Consider the following 21,830-nt stretch of genomic DNA (forward strand, 5'->3'; position numbering starts at 1 on the left):
TGTTCCTTTCGAGAGCTTGGTCTTTGGTTTGGTCAGCGGACCACGCTCAGGCGTGGCGAATGCGGCTTGTCGGCCTTGGACCAGCCGAGGGAAGGGGCGACCTTTTCGGCGATCAGTTCGATCGAGCGGAGCACCAGCTCGTGCGGCGGATCGACCGAATGCACCTGGAAGACGATGTCGGTGACCCGCGGCAGCGTGGTGTCGCGGTGGAGGCTCTCCAGCACGTCGTCGACGGTCCCCACATGCGTGTCGGTGGCGGCAATCAGATCATCGAGATCGTCGCTTTCGAAGCGGTGGCCGCCCTTGGCGAGGCCGATGGCGGCCTTCTTCAGGCCAAAAGCGGCGTAGCGGCGGGCTTCCTCGCGGTTGTCGGCGACAAACAGGGTGCGCGAGGCGACGATGCGCGGGGCGATCTCGCGCGGCAGGTGCGCGAAATAGCCGTCGATGATCGGGTGCTGCAGGTCGGGCAGCGTTGCCTTGGGATTCTCGGCTGGACGCGGCTGGGTACGCGACAGCATCAGCCCGTCGCCGGCCTTGCCGGCCCGGATACCGCCAGCCACCGAGAAGGTCGCCTGCCAGAAGCGCTCGAGCAGGTGCGGCGCCGCCGGGTAGAGCTTGACGTCGCCGACGATCGGCGAGCCCGACAGCGCGGTGCGGAAGGTCGCGAGGTGCCGCTCATAGATGGCGGCCTTGTCCTTCACGTCATAGCCGAAGGCAGTGAACGAATCCGGGGTGCCGCCCGAACCGGTGCCGAGTTCCAGCCGGCCGCCCGATAACAGGTCGAGCACCGCCGCATCCTCGGCGGCGCGGATGGCGTTTTCGAGCGGCAGGGTGATGATGCCGGTGCCGAGCCGGATGCGGGTGGTGCGCGACGCCACATAAGAGAGGAACACCAGCGGCGAGGGCAGGCCGCCCTCATCGCGGTGGAAATGGTGCTGCGCCACCCAGGCGCTGTCGAAGCCGTTGGCCTCGGCGTGGACGATTTGTGTCGCGGCATTGTGGTAACGCTCGCCGGCGCTGGTGTCGTCGAGCAGCCGGGTGAAGAAGCCGAGGCGCTTGGGGAGTGTTGGATCAGACATTGGCGGGGCTCCGTTGGCCGGGAATGGCGTCGATCAGTTCGCGCGTGTAGGGGCTTTGCGGGTTGCGGAAGACCTCGGCGACCGGCCCGGTTTCCACCTGCCTGCCGTTCTGCAGCACCGACACGGTGTCGGAGATCTGCCGCACCACGGCGAGGTCGTGCGAGACGAAGAGGTAGGTGAGGCCGCGCTCGCGCTGCAGCTCGTCGAGCAGCTTCAGGATCTGCGCCTGCACCGTTACGTCGAGGGCCGACACCGCCTCGTCGAGCACCACCACCTCGGGGTCGAGCACCAGGGCTCGGGCGATGGCGACACGCTGCCGCTGTCCGCCCGAGAGGGCGCGCGGCCGGCGCTGGCGCAAAGCTTCGGGCAGCCCGACCCTTTCCAGCAGCGCGTTGACCTTGTCCGCTCGCGCCGCAGCATCGAGGTGGCCGAAATTGCGTAAGGGTTCCTCGACGATCGAAAACACCGTCTGGCGCGGATCGAGCGAGGAGAAGGGGTTCTGGTAGACCAGCTGGATCTTCTGGCGGAACTGGCGCAGCGCATCGCCCTTCAGTGAGGCGATATCGGTGCCGGCAATGCTGATCCGGCCCGAGGTTGGGCGACCGAAACCGACGACGTCGCGTACCGTAGTGGTCTTGCCGGAGCCGGACTCGCCGACAATGGCGTGGGTGGTGCCACGGCGCACCGCGAACGAGATGTCATCGACGGCGCGGAAGTTCTTCTGACCCGCAACATCAAAATCATGCACCAGCCGCTCCACCACGATGGCGTCGCCGGCCCCGGCGCCGCGGCCATCGCCGAACGCTGCAGCCGACAGCGACGGCGCATCGGCGAGCAGTTGCCGGGCATAGGCGCTTTGCGGCGCCGCCAGCAGCTGGCGCGCCGCGCCGGCTTCCTGGATGCGGCCGCCCTGCAGCACGACGATGCGGTCGGCCCGGTCGGCGGCGACCCCGAGATCGTGGGTGACCAGCAACACGGCGGTGCGGGTGTCGCGGCGCAACTCGTCGATTAAATCGAGGATGCGGCGCTGTACGGTGACGTCGAGCGCGCTGGTCGGCTCGTCGGCAATGATCAGCTGCGGTTTCAGCGCAATGGCGATGGCGATCAGCACGCGCTGCTTCATGCCGCCGGAGAGCTCGTGCGGATATTGCCGGGCCCGGAGCTCGGGGTCGGACAGCCCGACGCGGGCCAGGAGTTCAATCACCCGCGCGGCGATCGCCTTGCTGTCGCGCTCGCCATGGATGCGGAGGATTTCGCCGACCTGCGCGCCAACGGTCTTCACCGGGTTCAGCGAACTGGTGGGGTCCTGCGGAATCAGGCTGATCTGGCGGCCGCGGATGGCGTCGAAGCGCTTGCCGGTCCAGTGGGCGATATCCTCGCCGTTGAGCCGGATGGCGCCATGCTCGATGCGGCCGTTCTCGGGCAAGAGCCCGATCACCGCCTGGGCGGTGGTGGTCTTGCCCGAGCCGGATTCGCCGACCAGCGCCACGACCTCGCCCGGCTCGACAGTGAAGCTCACGTCGTGCGTCACGCGGGCATAGCGATCGGCTTCCTGGTAGGCGACCGAAAGGTTCTCGACCGAGAGGAGGGGAGTGCTCATCGTCCGACCTTCCCCAGCGCCTGGCTGATGCGATTGGCCGACAGCACCACCAGCACGACGATGAGGCCCGGGGCGGTGGTCAGCCACCAGGCGGTCGAGATGTAGTTGCGTCCCTCGGCGATGAGGAGGCCCCATTCCGGCGTCGGCGGCGGCGCGCCATAGCCGAGGAAGCCCAACGTCGAGATGGCGAGGATGGCGCCGCCGAACTGCAATGCGGCGAGCGCCAGCACCGAGGTCAGCGAGTTGGGCAGCACATGTCGCCACAGCACCGAAAGAAAGGTGCCGCCGCTGCCGAACGCGGCCTCGACATATTCGGAGCGCCGCACCCGCACCACTTCGGAGCGCGACAGGCGGGCGAAGCCGGCGACCGAGGTGATGCCCACGGCGATCGCCGCATTCACGGTGCCGAAACCGAGGAGGATAATGATCGAGAGCATCAGCAACAGGCCGGGGATCGACAGCAGCACGTCGACGACGCGCATCACCGCCTCTTCGACCAAGCCGCCGACAGCGCCGGCGAACAGCCCGAGCGTGGTGCCGACGACAAGGCCGACCAGCACGGCGACGAAGGCGCCGGTCAGCGAGTGCACGGCGCCATAGACGATGCGGGCGAAGAGATCGCGGCCCAGCGCGTCGGTCCCGAGGATGTGAATGAGGCTCGGCGCCTTGAGTCTTTCCGCCGGTACGCCCTGCACCGGGTTGAAGCTGGTGAACAGCGACGGCGCGACGGCGAACAGCACCACGAGGGCAATGATGCCCCAGGCCAGCACCAGGCTGGGCGAGACGCCGCGCAACCGCTGCAGCAGCGGGTTACCCGAGGCGTTGCGCGGCTTACTGACGAGGATGTCGGTGGATCCGATGCTGGTCATGCTGGGGCACCCTTCAGGCGGCGGAGGCGGGGATCGAAAACCGGGTAGAGCAGGTCGACGGCGAGGTTCACCGCGACGAAGCAGAGGGCGGAGAACACCACGATCGCCTGGATCACCGAGGTATCCTGGAAGCGCACCGAGCGCTCGGTCAGCCCGCCAATGCCGTTGAGGCCGAACACCGTCTCGGTGATCACCGCGCCGGCCAGCAGTTCGCCGAACAGGATGCCGGCAATGGTCAGAGTGGGCAGCAGGGCGTTCTTCACCACATGGCGCCACAGCACCCAGCTGGGCGAGGCGCCTTTGGCGCGAGCCACGGCGACGAAGGGCTGGGTCGAGACCTCGTCGATATTGCGGATGAGGATCTGCGCCAGTGGCGCCGAGATCGGGATGGCGAGGGTTATCACCGGCAGGATCAGCCCTTCGAACTCGCCGGGGTTGATCACCGAGATCCATTTGAGCCGGAACGAGAAGATCTGGATCAGCATGATGCCGAGCCAGAACACCGGCAGCGACACGAACAGCGACGGGATCGACTGGATGGCGGTCCTGAGCCAGGCAAAGGGCGCGAGCGTCGCAAGGAAGGCGAGGCCCAGCGCGATGAGCACCGCGAGGGTAAAGCCGAGGCTCGCGAGCCGCGCGGTTGCCGGCAGGTTGGTCAGGAGTTCATGCGCCACCGGCACGCTGCCGACGACGGAATAGCCGAAATTGCCGGTGAGGAAATTGCCCAGAGCCTGCAGGTATTGCTGCCAGAGCGGGCTATCGACGCCATAGGCGTCGCGGAGCGCGGCGATCTGTTCCGGGCCGAGGCCCAGTTCAGGGTTCTGGAACTTGATCAGGATCGCATCACCGGGCAGCGCCTGCAGTAAGAGGAACGAGGCGGTGAAGGCGATCCACAGGACGAGCAGGGCCTGTCCGATCCGGCCGATGATGTAGCGCGACATGGCGGCGCTCCAGAAAGAGAGAAGAGGCCCGGGGCTCGGCGCCCGGGCCGGGATCAGGTCAGTGGGCAGCGACCCAGGTGTTGTAGAAGCTCGGGCGGCCAACCGCCTCGAACTCCAGCCCGTTCACGTAGGGCGCGGTGGCGAAAGCCTGCGGCTCCTCGAAGAACGGGATGGTGTAGGCCTCATCGAGCACGTGACGCTGAATGTCGCCGGCGATGGCCAGGCGCTTCTCGCGATCGGTCTCGGCGGCAAGGCCTTCGAGCAGTGCGTTCAGCTTGTCGTCGACGAAGTTGGTCTTGTCGGACGAGCCGCCCTTCTGCAGCAGCCAGTCGCGGTTCTTCGGGTAGTAGGCCGACTTGATCACGTCCGGATCGGCGCGGCCGACCATGGTGACGTTCACCGGGGTCTTCAGCGGATCGAGCAGGTCGAGGGTACGGCTGCCGGCGTCGCCGGCGAGCACGTTGAGCTTGACGCCGACCTGGGCCCACTGCTGGGCGAGGAGCTGCAGCACGCCTTCGTTCTGCGGCTGGGGCAGCGAAACATAGACCGTCAGGTCGAGCTTCTGGCCATCCTTTTCGAGGGTGCCATCGGCGCCCGGGGTCCAGCCGGCCTCGGCGAACAGCGCCTTGGCCTTGTCCTGGTCGTAGACGAGCTTGTCGGAGAGATCGACATAGCCGGCGGCCTGCGAGGAGAGCACCGAAGTCGCGAGCGGGTAGTTCGCCGAGAACAGGGTGTCGACGATCTCCTTGCGGTTGGTGGCGTAGAGCAGGGCCTGGCGGACCTTCAGGTCGGCGACCAGCGGATTGTCTGGACGGAAGCTGATGGCGTTGTTGAGGCCGCGGGTGCCCGGCGCGTAGATCGGGAAACCGGCGTCGATCACCTGCGGCTCGTCATAGGCCTGGATCTGGCGGATCGCGTCGGCCTGGCCGGCGAGCAACGCGCCGATGCGCACGCTGTCCTCGGGGGTGATGATGTACTTGATGCCGTCGAGATAGGCGCGGCCCTGGTGGGTGAACTTCACCGGGCCCCAGTTGTAGTCCTCGCGCACCTTGAGGTTGAGCTCTTTGCCGAGCGTCTCGCTCTCGACCACGAAGGGGCCGGTGCCGATGATCTTGGTGGCGTCGCCGAGTTCGTCATAGGGCAGGGCCAGCGTCGAGGCGGCAACGATGCCCGAGCCGATCACCGCGGTGCCCTGCAGGAAGCCCGGTGAGGGCTTGTTGAAGTGGAACTTGATGGTCAGGTCGTCGATGACCTCGGCGTGGTCGTAGTTGTTGATGACTTCCGAGACCGGGTACTTCAGGTCCTTATTGCCGAGGCCGAAGGTGTCGTAGTTCAGCGCCACGGTCTTGGCATCGAGCGGCGTGCCGTCCGAGAAGGTGATGCCGGGGCGGAGCTTGAAAGTGTACTCGGTGGCGGTGTCGTTGACCTGCCACGACTCGGCCAGCCACGGCTCGATCTCGAGCGTCTGCGGGTTCTGGTAGGTCAGCTTGTCGGTGATCTGGTTGAGCACACCGCCGTTGGGGTAGAAGCCGCCCGCCGGGGGATAGAGGTTCGTGTGGGCCTGCTGCTCGAGGTAGATCAGGGTGCCGCCCTGAACCGGGGTATCCTGGCCAAAGCTGGGGCCGACGATGGTGCCGGCGAGCAGCAGAGCGGCGAGCGCTCCGAGCGTGCGGCGCTTGATTGATGTCACGATGCGATCCTTTCGGGTGCGAAACTGGCGTTCCGGTGCCTGCCCGGAAGGTGCCCAGATCGTAGCCCGATCGGCGGTTCACTCAATAATCCCTATGGGAATGATAGACTAAATAGGCGAAAGCCGGTGAGATTTGAATCACACGGTTACGCCTGGGCGGAGAAAAGGCCTACTAACGCCGGTGCGGGCTGACCCCCACCCCTGTCCCCTCCCCCTAAACATGGGGAGGGAGACCAAAACACCAGCATCGAGGTTGGCGTCTCCCTCCCCTTTCTTAGGGGGAGGGGACAGGGGTGGGGGGCAGCCCGCACCGCAACTGCCGTTCAACACACCAGTGAAGCACTACTCGGCGGCGGCCCGATCGTCGTAGTCGGGCGCATCGGGGCTGCCCGGGGCGGTTTCGGTGCCGAGATCAGGGAAGGCGACGATGCGCTGGTTGCGCAGGTCCATCCGCACCACCAATAGGCCGCGTTCCTCGAAATAGGCGAGGAGGCGTCGGGCGCGGCCGGTGGAATGAGTGCCGTAGGCACGGGCCAGCGCGGCATCGGAAGGGCAGGGCAGCCCCTCTAGCGCAGCCCGCGCCAGTACCAGGAACACGCCCTGCACATCGTCGGCGAGCTGGGTGGAGAGCGACAGCGCGGTCTGCCAGGTCTCGGACTGCGCCGTCTCCTCGGCCACGCCGGCTCGCACCACGGCAAGCTTCCTTCGGAAGGCCGGCAGCGCCAGCGCCTCGCCGGGGACGCGCCGGATGCGGCAGCGGACGAGGAAATCCTGATAGAGCACGGCGACCGAGCGATAGGCCGCGTCGCGATCCTCGAGCAGTTCGCGGACCACGTCGTCGATGGCGCGGTCGCGCTCGGCGATGTCGACCGGGGGCTCGTCGGCACGCGGCTGCTGCGGCACCTGGGTGCGCACCAGCTGGGCGAGGAGATCGTTGGTCGAGGGCGGTGGCGGCGGTGGCGGTCGGCGCACCGGGCGCACGGCTTCCGGAACCGGTGCGAAGATCAGGTCCCGGGCGTCGATCGAGGCATCCGGCATCGGCATCAGCTTGGGGCTCGACGAACGGGCCGAGGTTTCCACCGCACCGATCACCATGGGCAGCGGGCGGCGCGACATGGCGGGCCCTAGCGCAATGAAATGGCCGCGGTTCAGGTCGCGGAACATTTCGGCCTGCCGCCGTTCCATGCCGAGCAGATCGGCGGCTCGGGCCATGTCGATATCGAGGAAGGTGCGGCCCATCAGGAAGTTCGACGCTTCGGCGGCGACGTTCTTGGCGAGCTTGGCCAGCCGCTGCGTGGCGATCACCCCGGCAAGGCCGCGCTTGCGGCCACGGCACATCAGGTTGGTCATGGCGCCGAGCGACAGCTTCCGCGCTTCGTCGGAGACTTCGCCGGCAATGGCCGGAGCGAAGAGCTGTGCTTCATCGACCACCACCAGCATCGGGTACCAGTAATCGCGATCGGCATCGAACAGGCCACCGAGGAAAGCGGCGGCGCAGCGCATCTGCTGCTCGACATCCAGCCCCTCGAGGCTCAGCACCACCGATACGCGGTGCTGGCGGACGCGGGCAGCGATGGTGGTGAGTTCGCTCTCCGAACGCGAGGCGTCGACCACCAGGTGCCCGTATTTGTCGGCGAGGGTGACGAAGTCGCCCTCGGGGTCGACGATGCATTGCTGCACCCAGGGGGCGCTCTGCTCGAGCAGGCGACGCAGCAGGTGGGATTTGCCGGAGCCGGAATTGCCCTGCACCAGGAGGCGCGTGGCCAACAGTTCCTCGAGATCGAGCTTAGCCTCGGCGCCACCCTGCGCCACACCCATGTCGATCGCGACCTGCATGGGATGTGGTTAGCTGATTCTTGGGGGTAGGGTTGGTCCGCAACGCAGCTTATCACCGGGCGGTGGAGGCAGACTGGACGCTTGATGAGGTGAGCCGGCCCTTGCAGTCGGCGTACCCTCTCCCGCCTGCGGGGGAGGGTCGCCGACTGCCGGCAGCAGCGCGGATGTCAGGCCTTCGTCGTCCGCGGCACGGCGGCCGTATCGATGCCCAGCGTGGTGAGCGTCGTCGCGACGATGCCGGCGCGGTCGAGCCCGGCTGCGGCGTACATATCGTTGACCCCGGCCTGTTCGGTGAAGACGTCGGGGATCATCAGCGGGCGGAATTTCAGCTTGCCGTCGAGCATGCCGTGGCTGGCGAGGAAGGTCGCGACGTGGCTACCGAAGCCGCCGATGCCGCCTTCCTCGATGGTGATCAGCACCTCATGCGCCTTGGCCAGCCGGGCGAGCAGGGTCTCGTCGAGGGGCTTCAGGAAGCGCATGTCGGCAATGGTCGGGTTCAGCCCATAGGCCATGAGCTTTTCGCCCGCGGCGATCACTTCGCCGAGCCGGGTGCCGAAATTGACCAGCGCCACCGACTTGCCTTCGCGGAGGATCCGGCCCTTGCCGATCTCGAGCACCGTGCCGCGCGGCGGCAGTTCGACGCCCAGCCCATCACCACGCGGGTAGCGGAAGGCAATCGGGCCCTCGTCATAGGCGGCGGCGGTCGCCACCATGTGGCGGAGTTCGGCTTCGTCACCGGCGGCCATCACCACCATGCCGGGGATGGCGCCGAGATAGGCGGCGTCATAGTTGCCGGCATGGGTCGGGCCGTCGGCGCCGACATAGCCGGCGCGATCGATGGCGAAGCGGACCGGCAGGCCCTGCACCGCCACGTCATGGATCACCTGGTCATAGGCGCGCTGCAGGAAGGTTGAGTAGATGGCGCAGAACGGCTTCAGCCCCTCGGTCGCCATGCCGGCGGCGAAGGTCACGGCGTGCTGCTCGGCAATGCCGACATCGAAGATGCGGCTGGGGAACAGCTCGGCGAACTTGTCGAGGCCGGTGCCGTTGGGCATGGCGGCGGTCACGGCGACGACGCGGTCGTCGGCCTTGGCCTCCTCGATCAGGCTCTGCGCGAACACCGAGGTATAGGACGGGGCGTTCGACTGCGGCTTGGTCTGCGCGCCGGTGATGACGTTGAACTTGTTGACGCCGTGATACTTGTCGGCGGAGTTCTCGGCCGGCCCGTAACCCTTGCCCTTCTTGGTCACCACATGGATGAGGATCGGGCCGGATTCGGCGTCGCGCACGTTCTGCAGCACGTCGAGCAGATCATTGAGGTTATGCCCGTCGATCGGGCCGACATAGAAGAATCCGAGCTCCTCGAACAGCGTGCCGCCGGTAAAGAACGAACGGGCAAACTCCTCGGTCTTGCGTGCCGTCTCGTGGATGAGCTTGGGCATCTTCTCGGTGATCGATTTGGCGGTGTCGCGGAAGCCACGATAGAACGGGCCGGAAACCAGCTTCGCCAGGTAGGAGCGCATCGCCCCGGTCGGCGGGGCGATCGACATGTCGTTATCGTTGAGGATGACGATCAGCCGGGCGTCCATGGCGCCGGCATTGTTCATCGCCTCATAGGCCATGCCGGCCGACATGGCGCCATCACCGATCACCGCGATGACGTTGCGCTTCTCGCCCTTGAGCTCCGAGGCCACGGCCATGCCGAGGCCGGCGGAAATCGAGGTGGAGGAATGGCCGGCGCCGAACGGGTCGTATTGGCTCTCAGCGCGGCGAGTGAAGCCACTGAGCCCGTCTTTCTGGCGCAGCGTGCGGATGCGGTCGCGGCGGCCGGTCAGCACCTTGTGCGGATAGGCCTGGTGGCCGACATCCCAGATCAGGCGGTCGTTGGGGGTATCGAAGGTGGCGTGGATGGCGACGGTCAGCTCGACCACACCGAGCCCGGCGCCGAGGTGCCCGCCGGTCACCGACACGGCATCGATCACTTCGGCGCGGAGCTCGTCGGCGACTTGGCGCAGCTCATCGCGTGACAAGGATTTCAGGTCGGCTGGCGCCGATACGCGATCGAGCAGCGGGGTCTGCGACGTGTCCAAAATACCGATCCTTCGCCGGAACGGGCCGGTCTCTCATTGAGAGACTTAGAGGCTTGGGTTCGGCATTGCAACGCCCAGCGGGCGCGGCCTTTTAGCGTTCTGCGACGAGCTGCAAACCATCCGTCACGAAACGGTCATAGGCGGGAATTGCGGCGTTGTCGGGAAGGAAGGCGACGCGGCCGGTGAGCGGGCCGAGTTCGGTGCCCTTTTCGAGGTAACCCTCGGCTTCGGTCATCTCGGCCCAGAACGCGGTGGTCATCGGAACCGGCTGCACCAGGGTGTCGTTGACGTGGTCGATCTCGGGCGCCACCAGATCCATGGGCCTGAGCTCGATCGACTGGTTCGGCTGACGGCTCAGCGCCAGGTCGGCAAGGGCCTGCTGCATCGGCTCAGAAGCCGCATTGCCGGTCAGCGAGTTGAAGGTCATGTCGAACATGCCCTTCAGCGTCGAGAAGGTCTCGGGGCCGCCCAGCGAGGCGGTCTGGACATTACCCGAACTCAGCAGCTGATCGCGGGTCGGCAGTTCCGGCACCACGGCGTTCTCGCGCTCGATGATCATCTTCAGCGCCTGTTCGGCGCCCGGATCGGGGCTGGTCGCGACATAGGCGGTGACCATCTCGTCGGCCTTGGGCGACATCAGGACGCGCGGCTTGGGCAACGGCTGGTCGATCGCGGCGAGCGCCGCGACAGCTGTCTGGCCGCTTTCGCCGCCGAGCGGCGCGCGGGTGGCGAGCTGGATGCGGGCGGATTTGGTTGCCGGGATCGGCGCGCCGACGGCTTCGAAGGCCTTGGTGTCGATGCCGGGCGGCAGGGCGGCAACGTTAATGCCGTCTTCGGAGCGGCGGAACACCGGCACTGGCGCCACCACATCGAAGGTCGGCACGACGCGCTGCGCCGGCTCTTCGGCCGAGGCCAGCATGATGGTGGCGCCGCCGCCAAGGGTACGCGGACGGAGCGCCGGGATCGGCGCGGCCTCGCCGGCATTGTCGGCCAGCATGATCGCCGGGGCGCTCTCGAAGATGGCGTCGCCATCGCAGGGGACGGTACGGCACTTGGACCACTGGGCCTGAGCGTAGGCGCGGCCCTCGTTGGAGAGCGGCTTGCCGTCGGTGGGCAGATGCAGGGTCTTACCGTCAGGGAAGACCTTTTTCAGCTGGGCGCGGGTCATGCGCGGCCAGGCACGCACATTGCCGGTATCCATGTGGACGAATGGGCTGCCCGAGGTGGGGTAGAAGCCGACGCCGCCGACCTGGTGCTTCATTGCGGTTTCACGGAGCTTGGAGAGGTTCACCCCGGGGATGAACACGTCCATCGCCTTGCCGCGCATGTGCTGGCTGTTGTCGGCAACGCCTGACGACCTGGACGCCAGCATCTTGTTGGTCTTGGGCGAACGGTAGGACGAAACGATGTTGTAGGGCTGGCGGCCGCCGACTTCCTGGTACACTTCCCAAAGCAGGTCGAAGAGGGCTGGGTCCATCTTCGTGGGTTCTTTGGTGCGCCAGTCGGCGAGGAAAATGTTGAGCTCGCGCAAGACCTTCTGGTCATACTGGCCGTTGCGCTTGAAGGTGAAGCTGCCGGTCTGGCCGGTATGGGTGTGGTGCAGGTACAGCGTCCGGTCGCCGCCGCCATTGGCAGCGCTCACCGGCACAACGCTCGGCGGCAGAACGACGGTCAACGCCATCGTCGCGGCAAAAAACAGCCGCGGTAGAGCCCGCCATATCCCCAACAGTTTTCCCGACACGCCCCGAACGACCCGTTGCAACCCAATAGACGACTGAGCCTAGCGCCAGTTCGATGAGAATACATTAACGCTAACGCCTGGTAACCCAAGTGAGGCGGCTACCATGCGGGTTTCTAGGCAGAAAATCCGGCTGAACCAAGGCCGAATTCCTAAGCAGTCGTAAACGCTTGGCCGGCCTACCTGCCACGATATCATAGCAGAAGGGCCGGCGCCCCGTGCCACCGGCCCTCGTTTCTAGTCCCGAAACGTCCGGATTGCTATTCGGCCAGCAGTTCTTTCAACCGCTGGTTCATGCCGTACACGTCGCCATAGGAGCGGATGGTGCCGTCGGCATCGACGCGCAGGGTGAAGTAGGAGATGTGAACCGGGATCTTGGTCTTGAGGTTGAACCAGCGCTCCTTGTCGCCGAATGCCGCTTCCAGCGTTCCGGCGTTCATCTCGGGCTCGAGCGCCAACAGCGCGTCGGCGAAATCCATCGGGTTCTCGACGCGCACGCAGCCGTGGCTGTAGGCGCGGAACGAGCGCGAGAACAGCGACTTGGACGGCGTATCGTGCAGGTAGATGTCGTGCTGGTTGGGGAACAGGAACTTCACCCGCCCCAGCGCATTGCCGGCGCCCGGCTTCTGCCGGATGTGGAAGCGGTTGATGTTGGTCTGCGTCCAGTCGATGGCCGAGGCGTTGACCACCTTGCCGCCCGACAGCATTTCCATGTTCTGGCTGGCGAGATAGCCCGGATTGGCGATCAGATGCGGCTTGATCTCGTTGGTGGCGATCGAGGACGGCACGTTCCAGTACGGGTTGACGACGATATGCTCGATCTCGTCGTTGAACACGGCGGTCTGGTTCTTGGGCGTGCCCACCACCACGCGGGTGGTGTAGTGGACCTCGTCCTTGTTCATGATCCAGAGGCGGAATTCGGGGATGTTCACCGTCACCTGGAAGTCGCCGTAGTCGTTCGGCTCCCAGCGCCAGCGCTCCATGTTGGCGACGATATCTTCCTTGGTGGTGGCCGAGCCGCCATTCAGCGCAGCGATGGTCGCCGGCCCGATGACGCCGTCGCCATTGAGGCCGAGGCTCTCCTGGAAGGCCTGCACTGCTGCGACCAGCGGCTCGTCATAATTGATGTCGACGGTCACTGCGGCGCCGGCGGTCTCCGGGATATCAGGCTCGGGCACATCGAGGCGCTGGCGCAGCAGCGTGACGCGCTCGTCCTGCATGCCGGGCTTGAGCAGCTTGCCCTCGGGAATGGTGATCGCCGCATCCATCACGGCGCCGTCGTAGAACTTGGCCAGCGCCGCCTTCAGCCCGAGGAACTCCGGCTGGGTCGGCGACAACGCCAGGAGCAGCTTGTCCGGCTCGCTGCTGTCGGCGAGCTTCACCAGCATTTCGGCTTCGTTGATGCGCTTGGGCGCGATGGTCCAGGTCTTGTTGACGTCGAGCGGCGAGATGCGGCCGCCGAAAGCATCCTGCGCGTAGCGGATCGCCGCTGTGGAGAAGGCGGTCTCGAGCGCAGCGAGCTTCATCGGATCGGTGCCGGCGGCGGCAACGTCGAGGTCGGCGGTCAGGTAGTCGGACGGACGGAAGCCTTCGAGCTCGGAGTCCTTGAAGACCTGGATGATCCTCTCCGCATTGGGCGAGAAGGCGATGGAACCATCATCCGCCTTGCTCAGCCACAGCGGCTCGAAGTGGCGGGCGCCATAGAAGAAATAGAGCTTCTGGGTCTGCTGATAGGTCCGGGTACCCTTCTCGGCCGCGGCATAGGCGGTGGAGAGGCCGGCCTTGATGATCCGCGCCAGCTCGGTCTTGGGCGGCGCGATCACGATGCGCGTAGTTTCGATGCCGGCGACCGTGACGGTTTCCTGGGCAGAGGCTGCTTGCGTGAAGATCGCAAATGGCGATGCGAGCGCCACCGTGCCCGCCAACAACAAGGCCTTCAGCATAGTCATTAAGTACTCCGTGCCCGGCTCGAGGGCTGGCAAGGGGCGGCGTGACGGGGAGGATTCGGCACTTTTGCCCCAGATATGCATTTTGCTTAGCCCACAAATCTTAACGCTGACAATTCCTCGCGATTTTGTGAGTTCGGTCTGTGGACTTGGTGCAACTAGCCTAGGCGGCGTCGCTCTCCAAACCCTCGTCCAGGCCGTACTCGCGGAGCTTGCGATAGAGCGTCGACCTGCCGATGCCGAGCGCCCGCGCCACTCGCGACATGCGGTAGCCATAGTGGCGCAACGCGAACACGATCAGTTCGCGCTCGACATCGGCGAGGGCGGCGACTTCGCCACTCTGGGCCATGAAGCGGTCGCTGACCGCTGTCTTGTCCACAACCTCGCGTAGAGAGGCGATAGCCTCATCGATGTGAACCGGGCCTGAAGGGCCAGGCGCCGCCGAGGTCAACCGCAACGCCTCGGCGCGGCCGGCGCTCAAGGCGACGATCTGCGGGAAGTCGGCGGTTTCGAGATAGGCGGCGTCGCTGAGCACCACGGCGCGGTAGACCGCATTCTCCAGCTGCCGGACGTTGCCCGGCCAGTCATAGTCGCGCAGCAGCTTGAGCGCCGGCTCGGAAACCCCGACGATGCGCTTGCCGGCTTCGGCAGCGAGACGCGCGACGAAGTGGTTCACCAGCACCGGCAGGTCCTCCATCCGGTCGCGCAGCGGCGGCACGTAGAGCGGGAAGACATTGAGCCGGTAGTAGAGATCCTCACGGAAAGCACCGGCCTTGGTCAGGTTGAGCAGCCGCCGGTTGGTTGCCGAGATGAGCCGCACATTGACCCGCACCGGCTTGTCGGCGCCGGCCGGTTCGATCTCGCCATCCTGGATCACCCGCAGCAGCTTGACCTGCGTTTCCATCGGCAGCTCGCCGACCTCATCGAGGAAGATGGTGCCGCCATGCGCCTCGAGGAACTTGCCGGGGTGGTCGGCGACGGCGCCGCTGAAGGCGCCCTTCCGGTGCCCGAACAGCGTCGATTCGATGAGGTTGGCGGGGATCGCTCCGCAATTGACGGTGACGAAGGGTTTGCCGGCGCGATCACCCGAGCCCTGGATCACCCGGGCAATGAGCTCCTTGCCGACGCCGGTCTCGCCTTCGATCAGCACCGGGATGGTGGATTTGGCCGCCTTGGTGCAAAGCGACAGCACCCGGTCCATGCTCGGGGCGCGGGTGACGATATCGGTGAGGCTCATGGTGCCGCTGAGCCGGCTGCGATCGGTGCGCACCATGGTCTCGAGTTCGCCGAGCTTCAGCGCGTTCCTGAGCGACATGATCAGCCGCTCCGGGGCGACCGGCTTGACGAAGAAGTCGGCGGCGCCCTGGCGCATGGCGGTCACGACAGTATCGAGCGAGGAGTGGCCGGTCTGGACGATCACCGGGACCGCGAGGCCATCGCGGCGCATCGCTTCCATCACCGCCATGCCATCGAGATCGGGCATCACCAGATCGAGGACCATGGCGCCGATGCCGGGATCGGCGTGGAGCAGTTCGAGGGCCTGTCTGCCGCTGGTGGCCGTAACGGCAGAGAACCCGGCCCGGTTGGCGACCTCGGAGGTTAGCCGCAGCTGCACCAGGTCGTCATCGACTATCAGAACGCGCGTCATGGTCCTCCAAGGACTTTGTAGTTGCACGCTTCGCCCGCAGTGCGAATCGCGCTGTGCCGTTTTGGAGCAGCATGTGTGGGGTGGGTTAAGAGGCGATTAAGCCTGAGCAAACCGCCTTCGGCTTCCCATCCGCAGGCCCTCTGGATAAGGTCGCGCCCGCTTTGAGACTGAGGTGATGAATTGCTAAAGATCGAAATGACGCGCGCGCCGGAAGCCACAGCCCAGCGGGGACACAACCAGCTCGGCAATATGCCGACCTGGAACCTCGACGATCTCTACACCAGCAACGACGCGCCCGAGCTGAAGGCGGACCTCGCCGCGGCACAGGCCGATGCCAAGAGCTTTGAGGCCGACTACAAGGGCAAGCTCGAGGGGCTGACGAAGGCGGGCAAGCTCATCGATGCGATCAAGCGTTACGAAGCGCTGGGCGATCTCAGCGGCAAGCTCGGCTCCTACGCGTTCCTGCAATATGTGCGGAACACCCAGGACCCGGACAAGGTGAAGTTCCTCGGCGATCTCAGCCAGGCGCTCACCGACCTCTCAACCGGCCTGATCTTCTTCGGCCTTGAGCTCAACCGCATCGACGAAACCGTGCTGGAAGCGGCGCTCGAGGGCAACCCCGAGCTCGGCCGCTATCGCCCCTGGTTCACTGAGCTGAGGAAGGCCAAGCCCTATCAGCTCGAGGACAAGATCGAAGAGCTGTTCCACGAGAAATCGGTGACCGGCGCCGGCGCCTGGAACCGGCTGTTCGATGAGACCATGGCCGCCCTCAAGTTCAATGTCGACGGCGAGGAGTTGAACCTCGAATCGACGCTCAACTACCTCTCCGACAAGGATGAGCTGAAGCGCGAAGCGGCGTTTAACGGCCTGTCGAAGACGCTGCACGGCAACGAGAAGCTGTTCACCCACATCACCAACGTGCTCGCCAAGGACAAGGAGATCGCCGACCGCTGGCACGGCTTCCAGGATATCGCCGACAGCCGCCACCTCGAGAACTCGGTGGAGCGCGAAGTGGTCGATGCGCTGCAGACCGCGGTGCGCGCCGCCTATCCGCGGCTCAGCCACCGCTATTACGCCATGAAGGCAAAGTGGTTCGGCAAGACGCAGCTCAATGCCTGGGACCGCAACGCCCCGCTGCCGACCAGCGACGACCGCATCTATGACTGGCCGACCGCGAGGGATACGGTGATGGAGGCTTACGCCACCTTCTCGCCGAAACTGGCCGAGATCGCCGAGCCGTTCTTCGAGAAGGGCTGGATCGACGCCCCGACCAAAGACGGCAAGTCCCCGGGCGCCTTCGCCCACCCGACCGTGCCCTCGGCGCACCCCTACCTGATGCTCAACTACCTCGGCAAATCACGCGACGTGATGACGTTGGCGCATGAGCTGGGGCATGGGGTGCACCAGGTGCTGGCTGGCCCGCAGGGGGCGCTGATGGCGCCGACGCCGCTGACGCTGGCCGAAACCGCCTCGGTGTTCGGCGAGATGCTGACCTTCCGCTCGATGCTGGCCAAAACCACCGATCCGACGCAGCGCTTCGCCATGCTGTCGAGCAAGGTTGAGGACATGCTCAACACCGTGGTGCGGCAGATCGCCTTCTACACGTTCGAGCGCGAGGTCCACACCCGGCGCAAGCAGGGCGAGCTGACCACCGTCGATCTCAACCAGATCTGGCTCGATGTCGGCGCCGAAAGCCTTGGGCCAGCGATCAAGCTCAATGAAGGCTACGACATCTTCTGGGCCTATATCCCGCACTTCATCCACTCGCCATTCTATGTCTATGCCTATGCCTTCGGCGATTGCCTGGTGAACTCGCTCTACGCGCAGTACGAGAAATCGAGCGACGGGTTCGCCGAGCGCTATTTCGAGCTGCTGAAGGCCGGCGGCTCGAAGCACCACTCCGAACTGCTGGCGCCGTTCGGGCTCGACGCCCGCGACCCGGGCTTCTGGTCGCTGGGGTTGGGGATGATCGAACGGCTGATCAACGAGCTGGAAGCAACGCAGCCAGCCTGAGGCTGCTGCGACGGGCGGCTTGGCAATTGGTGCAGCGTGGCGAACCGCCGCGCTGCGCTTGTGCGGCACTGCCGCGCGAAGTATGAGAGGCGGAGTGGGGCGGTCTGATCTTCGGCGTTCGCGTGCTATCGCGGCGTGATGGTCCGAGGGTCGGTGTCCCGAAGACGATCAATGGACTGAGGACCTGATGGCCAAGAAACCCGCCGCCGCTGCTACGCACGAACTGCCGCCCGCCATGGACTACGCTCAGCATGAGGCGACCTATGCCGGCTTCATCACCTTCGTGAAGTGGGGCATCGTGTCGATGGTGTTCGTGGCGCTGTCGCTCTACGCCTTCATCGAGGCGCATCAGCCGATCATCGGGGCGTTGCTGCTGCTGGCCATTCCAGTGCTCATCATCGGTGTGATGGTGATGGGATCCCGCCGCAGCTGACGGCGGGATTTTTCTATCCGGTGACCGACACGGTCGGCGTCTGACGCTCTGGAGACTTCCATGAAGATTGCAGTGTTGCGGGAACGCGCCGAAGGGGAGACGCGTGTCGCGGCGACGCCCGAGACGGTCACCAAGCTGATCGGGCTCGGCGCCGAAGTTGCCATCGAGGCAGGGGCGGGTGACCTCGCCCGCTTCCCCGACAAGGACTACGCCGCCGCGGGCGCCAGCGTCGGCAACGCCGCGACGACCATCAAGGGCGCCGATATCGTGCTCACCGTGCGCCGTCCGACCGCCGCCAGCCTCTCTGGTGCCGCTGCCGGCGCGCTGGTGATCGGCGCGATGGACCCCTATGGCAACGAGGCTGAGATCGCCGCGCTGGCGAAGGCCGGCGTTACCACCGTCGCCATGGAGTTCATGCCGCGCATCACCCGCGCCCAGGTGATGGATATCCTCTCGAGCCAGGCCAACCTTGCCGGCTACCAGGCGGTGATCGATGCCGCCGGCGCGTTCGATCGCGCCATGCCGATGATGATGACCGCTGCCGGTACGGTGCGCCCGGCCAAGGTGTTCGTCATGGGCGCCGGCGTTGCCGGGCTGCAGGCGATCGCTACGGCGAAGCGCCTGGGCGCAGTGGTCACCGCCACCGACGTGCGCGCCGCTGCCGGCGAGCAGGTCGAATCGCTCGGCGCCAAGTTCATCATGACCGAGGCGTTGAAGGATGCCTCGGGCACTGGCGGCTATGCGCGCGAGCTGACCAAGGACGAGCAGGCGGCGCAGGCCGAACTGGTCGCGGGTCACATCGCCAAGCAGGATATCGTCATCACCACGGCGCTGATCCCCGGCCGCCCGGCGCCCAAGTTGGTGAGCAAAGCCATGGTCGAATCGATGGCGCCGGGTTCGGTGCTGGTCGACCTTGCAGCCGAGCGCGGCGGCAATATCGAGCTGACCCAGCCGGGAAAGACCATCACCACGGCCAATGGCGCGACGATCATCGGCTTCACCAATGTCGCTGGCAGGCTCGCCACTTCGGCCAGCCAACTCTACTCGCGTAACCTCGTCTCCTTCCTCGAAACGCTGGTCGACAAGAAGGAGAAGGTGCTGGCGGTGAACTGGGACGACGAGCTGGTGAAGGCCACCGTGCTGACCCGCGATGGCGCCATCGTGCATCCCAACATCAAGTTCGACGCCGCGCCGGCTGCGGCCAAGCCCGCGGCTGCAAAGGCTGCCGAGCCGAGCAAGGGCGCAGCGCCCAAAAAGGCGGCGGCTCCCAAAGCCGAGGCAGCCCCGGCAAAGGCCGCTGCCGTGGCCAAGACCATCGGCGGCAAGGTGAAGAAGGCGGCGCCGGTCGTCGCGCCCATCGCCAAGGCTGCAGCGTCCAAGGCGGCGGCTGCGCCCAAGCAGGCTGCCGCCAAGCCGGCTGCCGCGAAAGCTGCTGCCAAGCCCGCTGCCGCCAAGGCGGCCAAACCGGCTGCTGCAAAGCCCTCGACCGCCAAGGGGAAGAAGTAAATGGAACAGACCGCTGCGCACACTGCGGATGCCATCACTGCGGCGGTCAGCGCCGCCACCGGTGGCGCCATCGACCCGTTTGTCTTCCGCCTGTCGATCTTCGTCCTCGCCATCGCGGTGGGGTACTACGTGGTGTGGAGCGTCACCCCGGCGCTGCACACGCCGCTGATGAGCGTCACCAACGCCATCTCATCGGTGATCGTGGTCGGTGCGCTGCTCGCCGTCGGCGTGCCGCTCGCCGCCGACAGCAACTGGGTATCAAAACTCTTCGGTTTCCTCGCGCTGGTGCTCGCCAGCGTCAACATCTTCGGTGGCTTCCTTGTCACCCAGCGCATGCTGGCGATGTACAAGAAGAAGGAAGCGCCGGCCGGCAAGACGGGAAAACACTGATGTTCAAGCGCCTCTTCGCCGCCATTGCGGTTTTCGCCGTCCTCGCCACGCCGGTGTTTGCCGCCGAGTTCACCGACGAGCAGCTCGAGGGGCTCGCCGCCCGTATCGAGAGCTTCGATGCGGCGATGAAGGCCAGCGACATGTCGCAGGTGATGGACGTGGTGCCGCCCAAGGTGCTCGACAAGATCGCCGCCAATTTCAACGTCACCACCGAGCAGCTGATCGAAGCGACGCAGCAGCAGATGGACCAGGTGATGAAGGACGTGGAAATCGTTTCCTTCGCCATGGACCTCGAAGCGGCCGAGTATTTCGAAACCGCTGACGGCACCCCCTATGCGCTGATCCCGACCGAGACGGTGATGGATCTGGGCGAAGCGGGCGGCAAAGTGAAGGCGACGTCGTCGACGCTTGGCCTGTTCGACGAAGAGACCTGGTACCTGGTGCGCGTCGAAGATGCGCAGCAGGTGGCGATCCTCAAGGAAGTCTACCCCGCCTTTGTCGACGTGGAGTTCCCCACCGGCAGCATGGAGCCCGTCACGGAATGATCGACGCCAGTTTCGCCGCCGTTCTCTATCTCGTCTCGGGCGTGCTGTTCATCCTGGCGCTGCGCGGGCTCTCGAGCCCGGCCTCGTCGCGGCAGGGCAATACTTTCGGCATGGTCGGCATGGGCATCGCCATCGTCACCACGCTCTTGGTGGCGGGCGTTTCCGACTGGCTGAGCTGGGTGCTGATCATCGGCGGCCTCGCCATTGGTGGCGGCATCGGTGCGGTGCTGGCGCGCAAGGTCAAGATGACCGACATGCCGCAACTGGTCGCCGCGTTCCACTCGCTGGTCGGCCTCGCGGCGGTGTTCGCCGCGGCTGCGGCGCTCTATGCGCCCGAGGCCTTCGGCATCGGCACGGTGGGGCATATCCACGCGCAGGCGCTGATCGAGATGAGCCTCGGCGTCGCCATCGGCGCCTTCACCTTCACCGGTTCGGTCATCGCCTTTGCCAAGCTCAACGGCAATATGAGCGGCAAGCCGATCATCCTGCCGTTCCGCCACATCATCCACATCGCGCTCGGCCTCTTGCTGCTGGTGCTGATCTGGGCCTTTGCGGTCACCGTTGATCCCTTGTGGTTCTGGGCCATCACCGTTGTGGCGCTGGTGCTGGGCGGGCTGATGATCATCCCGATCGGCGGCGCCGATATGCCGGTGGTCGTCTCGATGCTCAACTCCTACTCGGGCTGGGCAGCGGCGGGCATCGGCTTCACGCTGGGCAATACCGCGCTGATCATCACCGGCGCGCTGGTCGGCTCGTCCGGCGCCATCCTCAGCTACATCATGTGTAAGGCGATGAACCGCAGCTTCATCTCCGTGATCCTGGGCGGTTTCGGCGGCGACAGCGCTGCCGCCGGCGCGGGCGAAGAGGAGACGCGGCCGGTCAAGCAGGGCTCGTCCGAAGATGCGGCCTTCATGATGAAGAACGCCGGCAAGGTCATTATCGTGCCCGGTTACGGCATGGCGGTGGCGCAGGCCCAGCATGCGTTGCGCGAAATGGCGGATCTGCTCAAGGCCGAGGGCGTCGAGGTGAAATACGCCATCCACCCGGTAGCCGGCCGTATGCCGGGCCATATGAACGTACTGCTCGCCGAAGCGAACGTGCCATATGACGAGGTGTTCGAGCTCGAAGACATCAACTCCGAGTTCGCCCAGACCGATGTCGCCTTCGTCATCGGCGCCAACGATGTCACCAACCCGGCCGCCAAGACCGACAAGACCTCGCCGATTTACGGCATGCCGGTGCTGAACGTCGAAGATGCCGGCACGGTGCTGTTCATCAAGCGCGGCATGGCGGCGGGTTATGCGGGCGTGCAGAACGAGCTGTTCTTCCGCGACAACACCATGATGCTGTTCGGCGACGCCAAGAAGGTCACCGAAGATATCGTCAAGGCGCTGGGGCATTAGGCACAACTTACTTCCGCCGCCGCCGATACTGAATTAGAGTCGCCCCGAGGGCGGCTCTTTTCATTTCAGGACTTGCAAGATCAATCTCCCGGCTGCCCGTGGG

Annotated in this window: 16 protein-coding genes; 6 read left to right on the forward strand and 10 right to left on the reverse strand. The window is 65.7% G+C overall.

Features of this window, described 5'->3' with window-relative positions; genetic code table 11:
• Window positions 1-32: 32 nt before the first annotated feature.
• The 10 genes from ACSQ23_RS23465 to ACSQ23_RS23510 all read right to left on the reverse strand — a co-directional run bounded on the left by ACSQ23_RS23465 (window position 33) and on the right by ACSQ23_RS23510 (window position 15,437).
• A complete protein-coding gene (locus ACSQ23_RS23465) occupies window positions 33-1,079 on the reverse strand; it encodes a putative FMN-dependent luciferase-like monooxygenase (protein WP_436092084.1) in 1,047 nt (348 codons plus the stop codon).
• Window positions 1,072-2,679 carry a dipeptide ABC transporter ATP-binding protein gene (locus ACSQ23_RS23470; protein ID WP_436092085.1) on the reverse strand — a complete coding sequence of 536 codons (1,608 nt, stop codon included), beginning with the start codon at window positions 2,677-2,679 and terminating at the stop codon, window positions 1,072-1,074. Before ACSQ23_RS23470 ends, ACSQ23_RS23465 begins: the two co-directional genes overlap by 8 nt.
• Window positions 2,676-3,548, reverse strand: a complete 873-nt coding sequence (locus ACSQ23_RS23475; protein WP_436092086.1) for an ABC transporter permease — start codon at window positions 3,546-3,548, stop codon at window positions 2,676-2,678. The genes ACSQ23_RS23470 and ACSQ23_RS23475 overlap by 4 nt, the downstream gene beginning before the upstream one ends.
• On the reverse strand, window positions 3,545-4,489 hold the full coding sequence (locus ACSQ23_RS23480) for an ABC transporter permease (RefSeq protein ID WP_436092087.1): 945 nt from the start codon (window positions 4,487-4,489) through the stop codon (window positions 3,545-3,547). The genes ACSQ23_RS23475 and ACSQ23_RS23480 overlap by 4 nt, the downstream gene beginning before the upstream one ends.
• 58 nt (window positions 4,490-4,547) lie before the next feature.
• Entirely contained in the window at window positions 4,548-6,137 is a 1,590-nt protein-coding gene (locus tag ACSQ23_RS23485; protein ID WP_436092160.1) for a TIGR04028 family ABC transporter substrate-binding protein, read from the reverse strand.
• A gap of 384 nt (window positions 6,138-6,521) precedes the next feature.
• A complete protein-coding gene (locus tag ACSQ23_RS23490; protein WP_055883024.1) occupies window positions 6,522-8,015 on the reverse strand; it encodes an ATP-binding protein in 1,494 nt (497 codons plus the stop codon).
• Between the two features lie 167 nt (window positions 8,016-8,182).
• Window positions 8,183-10,105, reverse strand: coding sequence for a 1-deoxy-D-xylulose-5-phosphate synthase (gene dxs / locus ACSQ23_RS23495; protein WP_436092088.1), 1,923 nt, complete (start codon window positions 10,103-10,105; stop codon window positions 8,183-8,185).
• A gap of 91 nt (window positions 10,106-10,196) precedes the next feature.
• Window positions 10,197-11,780: a DUF882 domain-containing protein gene (locus ACSQ23_RS23500; protein ID WP_436092089.1), complete on the reverse strand. Its 1,584-nt coding sequence runs from the start codon at window positions 11,778-11,780 to the stop codon at window positions 10,197-10,199.
• Window positions 11,781-12,103: 323 nt separating this feature from the next.
• Window positions 12,104-13,792: a L,D-transpeptidase family protein gene (locus ACSQ23_RS23505; RefSeq protein WP_436092090.1), complete on the reverse strand. Its 1,689-nt coding sequence runs from the start codon at window positions 13,790-13,792 to the stop codon at window positions 12,104-12,106.
• Window positions 13,793-13,952: 160 nt separating this feature from the next.
• Entirely contained in the window at window positions 13,953-15,437 is a 1,485-nt protein-coding gene (locus ACSQ23_RS23510) for a sigma-54-dependent transcriptional regulator (RefSeq protein ID WP_436092091.1), read from the reverse strand.
• 195 nt (window positions 15,438-15,632) lie between these two features.
• On the opposite strand from ACSQ23_RS23510, the gene ACSQ23_RS23515 reads away from it, so the two are divergent.
• The 6 genes from ACSQ23_RS23515 to ACSQ23_RS23540 all read left to right on the forward strand — a co-directional run bounded on the left by ACSQ23_RS23515 (window position 15,633) and on the right by ACSQ23_RS23540 (window position 21,727).
• The gene (locus ACSQ23_RS23515; RefSeq protein WP_436092092.1) at window positions 15,633-17,450 is read left to right on the forward strand and encodes a M3 family oligoendopeptidase; all 1,818 of its coding nucleotides are present in this window, start codon (window positions 15,633-15,635) and stop codon (window positions 17,448-17,450) included.
• A 187-nt stretch (window positions 17,451-17,637) separates the two neighbouring features.
• On the forward strand, window positions 17,638-17,883 hold the full coding sequence (locus ACSQ23_RS23520; RefSeq protein WP_055883038.1) for an aa3-type cytochrome c oxidase subunit IV: 246 nt from the start codon (window positions 17,638-17,640) through the stop codon (window positions 17,881-17,883).
• A gap of 60 nt (window positions 17,884-17,943) precedes the next feature.
• Window positions 17,944-19,389, forward strand: a complete 1,446-nt coding sequence (locus tag ACSQ23_RS23525; RefSeq protein WP_055883041.1) for a Re/Si-specific NAD(P)(+) transhydrogenase subunit alpha — start codon at window positions 17,944-17,946, stop codon at window positions 19,387-19,389.
• On the forward strand, window positions 19,390-19,779 hold the full coding sequence (locus ACSQ23_RS23530) for an NAD(P) transhydrogenase subunit alpha (RefSeq protein ID WP_055883043.1): 390 nt from the start codon (window positions 19,390-19,392) through the stop codon (window positions 19,777-19,779).
• Window positions 19,779-20,324, forward strand: coding sequence for a hypothetical protein (locus tag ACSQ23_RS23535; RefSeq protein WP_055883045.1), 546 nt, complete (start codon window positions 19,779-19,781; stop codon window positions 20,322-20,324). The genes ACSQ23_RS23530 and ACSQ23_RS23535 overlap by 1 nt, the downstream gene beginning before the upstream one ends.
• A complete protein-coding gene (locus ACSQ23_RS23540; protein ID WP_407065070.1) occupies window positions 20,321-21,727 on the forward strand; it encodes an NAD(P)(+) transhydrogenase (Re/Si-specific) subunit beta in 1,407 nt (468 codons plus the stop codon). Before ACSQ23_RS23535 ends, ACSQ23_RS23540 begins: the two co-directional genes overlap by 4 nt.
• Window positions 21,728-21,830 lie beyond the last annotated feature (103 nt).

Origin of the sequence: Devosia sp. LjRoot16, from assembly GCF_964252795.1 — a bacterium.
In the GTDB taxonomy this organism is placed as follows: Bacteria; Pseudomonadota; Alphaproteobacteria; order Rhizobiales; family Devosiaceae; genus Devosia_A.

Bases quoted from the DNA above. Each gene is read 5' to 3' on its own strand.
- ACSQ23_RS23480 (WP_436092087.1), bottom strand. From the start codon at position 4,489: ATGTCGCGCTACATCATCGGCCGGATCGGACAGGCCCTGCTCGTCCTG.
- ACSQ23_RS23520 (WP_055883038.1), top strand. From the start codon at position 17,638: ATGGCCAAGAAACCCGCCGCCGCTGCTACGCACGAACTGCCGCCCGCC.
- ACSQ23_RS23540 (WP_407065070.1), top strand. From the start codon at position 20,321: ATGATCGACGCCAGTTTCGCCGCCGTTCTCTATCTCGTCTCGGGCGTG.
- ACSQ23_RS23505 (WP_436092090.1), bottom strand. From the start codon at position 13,792: ATGACTATGCTGAAGGCCTTGTTGTTGGCGGGCACGGTGGCGCTCGCA.
- ACSQ23_RS23525 (WP_055883041.1), top strand. From the start codon at position 17,944: ATGAAGATTGCAGTGTTGCGGGAACGCGCCGAAGGGGAGACGCGTGTC.
- ACSQ23_RS23535 (WP_055883045.1), top strand. From the start codon at position 19,779: ATGTTCAAGCGCCTCTTCGCCGCCATTGCGGTTTTCGCCGTCCTCGCC.
- ACSQ23_RS23490 (WP_055883024.1), bottom strand. From the start codon at position 8,015: ATGCAGGTCGCGATCGACATGGGTGTGGCGCAGGGTGGCGCCGAGGCT.
- ACSQ23_RS23465 (WP_436092084.1), bottom strand. From the start codon at position 1,079: ATGTCTGATCCAACACTCCCCAAGCGCCTCGGCTTCTTCACCCGGCTG.
- ACSQ23_RS23470 (WP_436092085.1), bottom strand. From the start codon at position 2,679: ATGAGCACTCCCCTCCTCTCGGTCGAGAACCTTTCGGTCGCCTACCAG.
- ACSQ23_RS23510 (WP_436092091.1), bottom strand. From the start codon at position 15,437: ATGACGCGCGTTCTGATAGTCGATGACGACCTGGTGCAGCTGCGGCTA.
- ACSQ23_RS23530 (WP_055883043.1), top strand. From the start codon at position 19,390: ATGGAACAGACCGCTGCGCACACTGCGGATGCCATCACTGCGGCGGTC.
- ACSQ23_RS23475 (WP_436092086.1), bottom strand. From the start codon at position 3,548: ATGACCAGCATCGGATCCACCGACATCCTCGTCAGTAAGCCGCGCAAC.
- ACSQ23_RS23515 (WP_436092092.1), top strand. From the start codon at position 15,633: ATGACGCGCGCGCCGGAAGCCACAGCCCAGCGGGGACACAACCAGCTC.